Source organism: Streptomyces sp. UH6 (assembly GCF_013421635.1).
GTDB classification, from domain to species: domain Bacteria; phylum Actinomycetota; class Actinomycetes; order Streptomycetales; family Streptomycetaceae; genus Streptomyces; species Streptomyces abyssomicinicus.
The window spans coordinates 1-3,069 of record NZ_JACADT010000691.1 but is presented as its reverse complement, the minus strand read 5'-3'; the positions used below and the strand labels follow the sequence as shown (position 1 = coordinate 3,069).

Annotated in this window: 3 protein-coding genes and 1 pseudogene; 1 reads left to right on the top strand and 3 read right to left on the bottom strand. The window is 74.3% G+C overall.

Annotated features, from left to right (window positions below):
* From HW445_RS24360 to HW445_RS24350, 3 genes and pseudogenes are all read right to left on the bottom strand, one after another.
* A pseudogene (locus tag HW445_RS24360) lies at nucleotides 1–664 on the bottom strand (hypothetical protein); the annotation flags it as partial.
* Nucleotides 661–1,596 (bottom strand): RNA polymerase sigma factor, encoded by a 936-nt coding sequence (locus HW445_RS24355; RefSeq protein WP_180223089.1) that lies wholly within the window; start codon nucleotides 1,594–1,596, stop codon nucleotides 661–663. The gene HW445_RS24355 and the pseudogene HW445_RS24360, both read right to left, overlap by 4 nt.
* On the bottom strand, nucleotides 1,593–1,844 hold the full coding sequence (locus HW445_RS24350; protein ID WP_180223088.1) for a hypothetical protein: 252 nt from the start codon (nucleotides 1,842–1,844) through the stop codon (nucleotides 1,593–1,595). The genes HW445_RS24355 and HW445_RS24350 overlap by 4 nt, the downstream gene beginning before the upstream one ends.
* Nucleotides 1,845–2,231: 387 nt before the next feature.
* On the opposite strand from HW445_RS24350, the gene HW445_RS24345 reads away from it, so the two are divergent.
* On the top strand, nucleotides 2,232–3,069 hold an 838-nt coding region (locus HW445_RS24345; protein ID WP_180223090.1), incomplete at its 3' end, for a serine/threonine-protein kinase.

Sequence of the window (3,069 nt, the reverse complement as noted above, 5' to 3'; positions counted from 1 at the left end):
CGCTCAGCAGGGCGCGGATCCGTTCCGCGAAGCCCGGCCCGGGCACCGGCAGGTCGAACGCCGGGTGCCGGGCGTGCCCCGGGGCGACGGCGTCCGGGATGAACTCCAGCAGCGCCTCCACCACCGCGTCCCGTGACCGTTCCTCCAGCTGGGGCCGGAGCCCCGCGAGGAGGTCCAGCATCGCGGGGAACGTCACGTCGAAGGCGAGGCGGACGCCCTGCGGCCGTCCGGCCACGCCGGCCCACCGCTCGACCCTGCTGCGGTCCAGCCACCACTCGGCGGCGTCCCGGTCCCCGTACTTCCGGTGCTGGAGGTGGAGGCAGTACGGCGACAGCTCGTCCTCCGCGCCGGCGGCGTACTGCCACCAGGCGCGCGCGCCGTCCTCGTCGTCGGCCAGTTGCAGGACGCAGCCGACGAGCCGGGCGCCGAGCGGCTCGGGAAGCCGGTCGGTGAGGAAGGACCGGAGCGCGGTGTGCGCGTAGCGCGCCAGCAACAGCTCGCACAGCACCTCCAGTTGGCCGTCCGCCCGCCTCTCCCCCGGGTCCCGCGCCGGGTCCGCGGCCCGGGGTCTGCCCGGTCCACCGCCGACGGGGACGATGTCCGGCGGCACATGGTCCCCGTCCGGTATCCGGGCTCCGGCGAGCAACTGCTGCACACGGCTCATGTCGTCATCCCTCCCAGGGTGGTTCTGAGGTGCGGGGCATGCTCCAGGTGTTCCTGGGCCTGCCGGTCCCACAGGCCGACCATGCCGGGGTCGGTCCCCAGCACGTCCGCCGTCTTCTCGGCGCTCCGGCCCAGCACGTAGCGCAGGATCAGCACGTCCGCGTGGTGGGGGGCGAGTTCGCGCATCGCCCTGAAGAGATCCGTCTGTTCGGTCAGCCGGACGAACGCGTCACGCGGGTCGGGCAGGTCCGGCAGGCCGGGCAGGTCCGCCGGCACCAACGGGTCGCAGCCCCAGCGGACGGAGACCGTCCGCGTGGCGGCGACACCGTGCGCCGTCGACGGGTCGGCCCACGCCATGACCAGATCACGCAGCACCGCCCAGACGTGGCCGGCGACGCTGGCACTGGAGAACACCACGTCCATGCGCGCCCACACCACGGTCAGCGCCTGCTCCACGACCCCGTCGGCGACGTCCGGCCGCAGGTGGACGCGGGCATACGCGCGGTACGTCCCGCCGTGCAGGTCCCGCAGCCCTTCCAGGGCCCGCGGCAGCGGGGCCCGCCAGTCGTCCCCCACCCCCGCGTTCCGCTCGATCCACTCCTCCTTCTTGCACGCCTCCCGCGCCCCGGCGAGCCACAGGCGGCACATCGGCGCGAGCGGCAGCTCCATGGCGGCGGCCACGGCCCTGGTGATCTCCCAGCGCGGATACTTCCCGCCGTAGCCCCGGAGCAGCTCGGAGATCTTGGACCTGACGAAGTTGCAGTCGCCGCTGAGCTGGTCGATGGTGTGCCCGTCCCGCTGGTAGCGGTCGCGCAGGATGGACAGCAGGACCAGGTGGGTGCCGACGACACGCGGATCCACCTCACTGGGCCTGCGCCCCCGCTTGCGGGCTTTCGCAGGCTCGTCGGCGTCCTGTACCGGGGGTCTGTTCAACAGGGCTGCTCCTTGTTCCGCTCGGGCTCCGCGCCCGGCTCCGGCCCCCCGGCCTCTCCCGCCCGCCCCACCGCGCGCCGGGCGTCGCCCCTCGCGGCGCGCCTCGTCCCCGCGAGCTGCAGCAGGGCGGGCACCACTGCGGGGACCACGGCCGCCGCCACCGCGGCGTGATCCATCAGGACCATCGCCGTGCTCCACGCGAACGTCGCCACCAGCACGACGTACGGCCAGACTTGCCTTGCGGACATCGCTCACATCCGAAATCGTGCAGACAGATGAATCCATCTCCGCCGACCGAACACGCCTTCGGCGGTGACGGGTAGTCAGCATGGTGGGTGAGCGGATGATCACGCAATGTGATCATGGGTTCGGGGAACATTACGCCCGCGCACGCCCCTCCACCGCCGCCCCTCCGCCGCCCCTCCGCCGTCCTTCCGGCTCCCCGGACAGGCCCCGCACGGCCCGGAACCCGCCTCGCCCGGCCCATCCCGCACGCCCGTCCCCCGTGGCCTGTATCGCATGCCCGTCGCCGGGCCCGGATGCTGGAGGCCCGAGGGTTGGGTAAGCACCGAACGGCGGTCGAGGAGAACCGCACGGTGGGCGGGAGACCAGTTCTGGCACGGGAGGAGCGCGGGATGGAGCCGCTGGCGGCCGGTGACCCGACGCGGGTGCGTGATGTCGTGTTACGCGGCCGGCTGGGCGCCGGAGGCATGGGAGAGGTGTTCCTGGGCCGGTCGCCGGGTGGGCGCGCGGTGGCGGTGAAGGTGGTGCACCCGCATCTGGCCCGGCAGGCGGACTTCCGGAGCCGGTTCCGGCGGGAGGTCACGGCCGCCCGGAGCGTCAGCGGCGCGTTCACCGCCGCGGTCGTGGCGGCCGGTCCGGACGACGACCCGCCGTGGATCGCGACGGTCTACGTCCCCGGGCCGTCCCTGGCCGAGGCCGTGGCCGCCTGCGGGCCGCTGCCGGAGGAGTCGCTGTGGCCGCTGGCGGCCGGGCTGGTCGAGGCGTTGCAGGCGATCCACGCCGAAGGACTGCTGCACCGCGACCTCAAGCCGTCCAACGTGCTGCTGGCCGCGGACGGTCCGCGAGTGATCGACTTCGGGATCGCCCGGGCGATGGACGCGACCGTGCTGACCGAGGCGGGCGTGGCCATCGGCACGCCCGGCTTCATGTCCCCGGAGCAGGCCGAGGGCGGCCGGGTCGGGCCGGCCGGCGACGTCTTCGCCCTGGGCGCCGTGCTCGCCTTCGCCGCCACCGGCAGCGAGCCTTTCGGCCAGGGTCCGCCCCTTGCGGTCCTGCACCGGGTCGTCACCGCCGATCCCCGGCTGGACGGCCTGTCGGACCGGCTGCGCGCCCTGGTCCTCGCGTGCCTGGCGAAGGACCCCGACGACCGGCCCACCCCCGCCCAGCTTCTCGGGCGGATCGCCGCGCACTGGGAGCCGCCCGAGGTGTTCCCTCCCGCGTCTCCGTGGC